We start from the raw sequence: 4873 nt of genomic DNA on the forward strand, positions 1-4873 counted from the left end.
GGCCCGGTCGAGCCGCTCGCGCAGGAAGGCGACCGGGCCGGCGTCACGCCCAATGCGAACCTGCCTTCCGTGCGCGACGGCAGGCGTGTCTCCGTCGCCGGCCTCGTGCTGGTGCGGCAGCGCCCCGGCAAGGGCAACGCGATCTTCCTGACGCTGGAGGACGACAAGGCTGTCGCCAACGTCATTTTCTGGCAAAGAACCTTTGACCGATACCGGCCTGTTGTCATGGGAGCACGGTTCGTGAAGGTCACCGGCAAATTGCAGTCAGAATCGGGTGTGGTCCACATCGTCGCCGAGAAGATCGAGGATCTGACACCCTGGCTGACCGTGCTTCTGGAGAAGGTCAGCGAGGCTGCGCCGGCAGCTGTCAGTTCTCCGGAGCGCGCTGCCAGGGTCCCCGATCGCTCCAGCCGCCCCGCGATACAAGACAAGCCGATCCGGCAGGATCTCGCAACGCTGTCGGAAGAAGCGGAGAGGGTCATGCCCAAGGGGCGTAATTTTCAGTAGGCATGGCCATGCCAAGAGCGAAACGAGAGCGACACGTCGGCGATCCCTTCGCGCCCCTCAAGCAGGTCCGCTCAGGCGCGGCGGCGGTGGGGCCAGCACATCCTCCACCGACAGCGTCCGCGCTTCCGAGGGCAGCATGATCGGGATGCCGTCACGCACCGGATAGGCGAGCTTGGCGACCCGCGAGACCAGTTCACCGCGCTCCGGGTCCCAGGCCAGCGGCCCTTTGGTCAGCGGGCAGGCAAGCAGCTCCAGCAGCTTGGGGTCGACATTGGCCTTCTTCCCGTCACGTCCATCCGCCGCCATCGCGCCCTCTTATTGTAAACTCGAACCAAAATCCTCATTCTCGCGTGCCAGCGCCATTTCGGTGATGGCGATCAGCGTTTCGGCCCGTGTCTTCAGGTCGGCCGCTTCGAGCAGCGCCTGTTTTTCGGCCGGCCCGTAGGGCGCCATCATCGACAGCGCGTTGACCAGCATGGCATTTTCGGCCCGGCTGACGCTTTCCCAGTCGGCCTCCAAATCGTTGGCCTGCAGATAGGCGCGAAATGCCTTGAGCAGCGATGGCCGGTCGATCTCGTTGGCCGCCTGATCCTCATCGAGATCGGCGAGGAAAGCCGCCGGCTTGCACTGGCGAAACGGCGTCTTGACTGTCAGTTCGTGGGCGATGCGGAACCGGCACACGCCCTGCAGCGAAATCAGATACCGGCCATCTCCGGTCTCGGAAAAGGCAATGATGCGCCCGGCGCAGCCGACATTGCAGAGCTCCGGCTCGCCGTCGTCGCGCAAGGCGCCGTCGAGACTGGGCTGGATGATGCCGATGAGCCGCGAGCCGGCGATGGCCTCGTCCACCATCTGCAGATAGCGCGGCTCGAAGATGTTGAGCGGCATGCGGCCTCCCGGCAGCAAGAGCGCACCCTCAAGCGGAAAGATCGGGATCGTCGACGGCAAATCCTTGGCGAGCCGATAATGCGCGTTTCCCGCTTGCACCTCATTCCTCCGATCGCGCCACCAGGAAGCGCGTCAATTCCCTTAAAGCGCGTCGCAGGTGACGCGCTTTAGTCTTTGTTTATGCATGTCGTTCTCCCAAAACCGGGACCCACTTTTGGGCGACATGCATTAATCTGGCGCGGTCATCGCCGACGCCAAGCCCGTGCGGCAAAACAGCCGGGCTCAGGAAAACAGCAATGCCGACAATTTGCGGCGCGCGCTAAGCGTCGCCTCGTCGGTCATGCCCCAGGCCTCGAACAGCTGCAGCAATTGCGTCCTTGCGCCATCCTCGTTCCAGGCCCGGTCAGCCTTGATGATGGCCAGCAGATTGTCGGCGGCCGCCGTGCGGTCGCCATTGGCATTCTGGATCATGGCCAGATCGAAGCGCGCCTGATGGTCTCTGGGATTTTCCGCCAGGCGCCGCTCGAACTCGGCCGGATTGCCAAGCGCTGCCGCTTGTGCGGCCAGCGCCATCTTGGCGCGCAGGGCGGCCAGCGGCGGGGTATCTTTCTTGGCTTCCGGCGCTGTTGCCAAAAGCGCCTCGGCGCCTTCCGTGTCGCCGGCCTCGAACAGCAGCTCGCCCAGCCCGGCGATCGCCTCGATCGTCTCAGGCGCCTGCGCCAGGACGGCGTCATAGATGTCAGCCGCGGTCTGCATATCGCCGGCGTCGCGCGCTTCTGTAGCCGCGGCCAGGGCCTCGGCCACCGGCGGCGCGCCATCACCCTTGCCGCCGACCTTGGTGATGAATTCATTGATCTGGCTCTCCGGGATCGCACCCATGAAGCCATCGACCGGCTGGCCGTCCTTGAAGGCGATGACCGCGGGGATCGACTGGATGCCGAGCTGGCCGGCGATCGAAGGATGGTCGTCGATGTTCATCTTCACCAGCTTGACCTTGCCGCCGGCGGCCTTCACCGCCTTCTCCAGCTGCGGCGTCAGCTGCTTGCAAGGTCCGCACCAGGGCGCCCAGAAATCGACCAGCACCGGCTGGCGGCGCGATTCCTGGATGACGTCGGCGGCAAAGGCGGCGGTCGTCGTGTCCTTGATGACATCGGCAGCCGGGGCGGCGGGAACGGCGGGCACATCGCCAAGCGCCACTTTCGCCGGCGCCGGCGCGGTTCCACCATACTGCACGGATGTGGTGTACTGGCCGCCATTGCCGCCAAAGGGGCCGCCAAACGGATTGTTGTCGCTCATCTCTTTAACCCTTCCATGACGCGGCCGGCCGGCAGCCAGGCGCCACATGCTTCAGACCATCTGACTCAAGCCATCCATGTGGCGATCACGCGGAGACTTTCAAGATAGCAGCATCGTGCCCGGTTGCCTCGACGAATTTGATCAGGTCGCTCGCTGCGATCGATGTCGTCGCCTCATTGGTCAGCGGATGCCCATTGATCACCGCATGCTCCATCAAATTCTTGTCGAGCACGAGCTTGACCCTGTTTGCCGTATCGTTGATGACGCCAAAGACCGTGACAGCGCCTGGCGTGACGCCGAGCAGCTCCATCAGCATCTCCGGCTTGCCGAAGGAAACGCGGCCGGCCGCGCCGATTACCTGGTGGATCTGCTTCAGGTCGACGACCGCGTCCTCGCCAACGGTGACCAGGAAGAAATTATCCTTCTTGTCCTTCAGGAACAGGTTTTTCGTGTGCCCGCCGGCGATTTCGCCACGCAGCGCCTGCGAATCGGCGACCGTGTAGAGCGGCGGATGGCGCTTCGTCGAGGCAGCAATTCCGAGTTCGGCAAGAAAGGCCATCAATTCGGCTTCGGTCTTCGGCATCGGTTTGTCTTCGTCCCATTTCTCAAGCCCATGCCGTTTACGGCCAAAGGGACGACCGACACAAGACCGTCATGCGGCATCGCGGTGAACGCCCCGCTTACAGAGGGCCGGTAGCTTGCGGGCATTGCCCGCCGCGTCGCAAAAAAGCCTGCGATTTCCCTGTTGCAATCGCCGCGCTCTTCAGCCATATAGGCCCGGCTTGCGGCCAAGACGCCGTGCGAGCGGGTGTAGCTCAGGGGTAGAGCACAACCTTGCCAAGGTTGGGGTCGAGCGTTCGAATCGCTTCACCCGCTCCAATTTCCTTCCAGGGAATCAAGCATCGAAAAGCCGCGGTCCGCCGCGGTTTTTTCGTTTTGATGGCGGATGAACTCCTCCGCCCGCGTTCGAGCGGATTCAGGCGACGCACACACGATTCCCCATTCGTGCCGATCACAAAGTCCGCACCCCATTCGAACAGCGAAGTAAGCTGACGACCACTGTTGAGCGAACACTTTGCATCTGCATGTAATGCCCGACTTTCAAAGCTCATCGGGTGCACGGTCGAACGCCAAGAACGACATAGATTCTGCATTGAAAGAAATATCGGACCCAAATATCTCCTCAGCTTGACACCGTGCGGCACCGGGCTCAGTGTCCAAACATAGATCGTCGTAGATACCGTAAATATGGATGTATTTACTCCATGCAGACCAAAATAGCGTGACGCGACGATTGCGGCGATTGCAACGAAAGCGAGTGGGTTTTTGATCGGAAGAAGGCACCGGTACAAGACTCGGGCTGGGTGAACTCGATCGCTGCAGCTCAGCGCCCGGGGGGGCATCGACATGCTGCGACGGACCTTTCTGAAAGCTATTGGGCTTTACGCGCTTGCCCCAATTGTCGGCTGCAAGACTACTGTGCCTCCCGTTGCGCCTTTCGGCACCTCGATCGATGCCCACTGCCACGTGTTTAACGCGTCGGATTTGCCGGCAACGCGGTTCATTCGATACACATTCCTGGACCTTTACCCTGAAACTCAAGCCGTTCATCTGCTCGATGTCCACGATCCGGATATCGTCGATAGCCTGATTGCATTTTTCGAAGCGATACTCGGAGCCAACAGCGCTCCGTCCGCCGCCCAGGAAGTGGCGGTTCTTTTCCGAACAGCCAGATTGAAACCGGAGAATGGCGATCTCGCAACTGCCTCCGCGATTGCTATCGATGCCATCGGCAAGCATATCCAGAAGATCCAGCAGAGCAGTCATCTTTCCACCCTGACCGCCGGCCGGGCCAGTGCGGATCAAAAGGTCCTCGATGTCGTGCTACGGTCTTCAGGTAGCGCGAAAGCCAGGAGGCTTGGCCCCCTGACGCATGTCGAAGCGCGCCAAGCAGCGGCAGCGACTTTTGTCTCACCCAACCAGCTAGGCGTCTATTTCCGATGGTTCAGGCTTTTCACGCTCTATCGGCACAAACTGGTCGACTTGCTGATCTCCGATACGCAAGCGCAAGGGCTGAAACCGGTCATGCTTGCACCGGCAACCGTCGATTTCGACAAATGGCTGAACCAAGACGTCGACGGCTCGCCGCTTGCCGCGCAGGTCGAGGTCATGGACAGGATAG

5 protein-coding genes, 1 tRNA gene and 1 pseudogene are annotated in these 4873 nt (G+C 61.6%); 3 read left to right on the forward strand and 4 right to left on the reverse strand.

Going from position 1 to position 4873, the window contains the following annotated elements:
- On the forward strand, positions 1 to 507 hold a 507-nt coding region (locus tag EN935_RS22350; RefSeq protein ID WP_245489018.1), incomplete at its 5' end, for an OB-fold nucleic acid binding domain-containing protein.
- Between the two features lie 57 nt (positions 508 to 564).
- Here the strand turns inward: EN935_RS22350 and EN935_RS22355 are convergent.
- From EN935_RS22355 to EN935_RS22370, 4 genes are all read right to left on the reverse strand, one after another.
- On the reverse strand, positions 565 to 813 hold the full coding sequence (locus tag EN935_RS22355) for a Trm112 family protein (protein ID WP_109663664.1): 249 nt from the start codon (positions 811 to 813) through the stop codon (positions 565 to 567).
- Positions 814 to 822: 9 nt separating this feature from the next.
- On the reverse strand, positions 823 to 1494 hold the full coding sequence (locus EN935_RS22360; protein WP_109663661.1) for an LON peptidase substrate-binding domain-containing protein: 672 nt from the start codon (positions 1492 to 1494) through the stop codon (positions 823 to 825).
- 183 nt (positions 1495 to 1677) lie between these two features.
- Complete coding sequence (gene trxA / locus EN935_RS22365) at positions 1678 to 2691, reverse strand: thioredoxin (protein ID WP_127264613.1); 1014 nt, start codon at positions 2689 to 2691, stop codon at positions 1678 to 1680.
- Between the two features lie 85 nt (positions 2692 to 2776).
- Positions 2777 to 3274, reverse strand: coding sequence for a prolyl-tRNA synthetase associated domain-containing protein (locus EN935_RS22370; protein ID WP_109663657.1), 498 nt, complete (start codon positions 3272 to 3274; stop codon positions 2777 to 2779).
- 221 nt (positions 3275 to 3495) lie between these two features.
- Here EN935_RS22370 and EN935_RS22375 point away from each other — a divergent pair.
- Both EN935_RS22375 and EN935_RS22380 read left to right on the forward strand, forming a co-directional pair.
- Positions 3496 to 3570, forward strand: a tRNA-Gly gene (locus tag EN935_RS22375).
- 528 nt (positions 3571 to 4098) lie between these two features.
- A pseudogene (locus EN935_RS22380) lies at positions 4099 to 4873 on the forward strand (amidohydrolase); the annotation flags it as partial.

This window comes from Mesorhizobium sp. M7D.F.Ca.US.004.03.1.1 (genome assembly GCF_003998635.1).
GTDB classification, from domain to species: domain Bacteria; phylum Pseudomonadota; class Alphaproteobacteria; order Rhizobiales; family Rhizobiaceae; genus Mesorhizobium; species Mesorhizobium loti.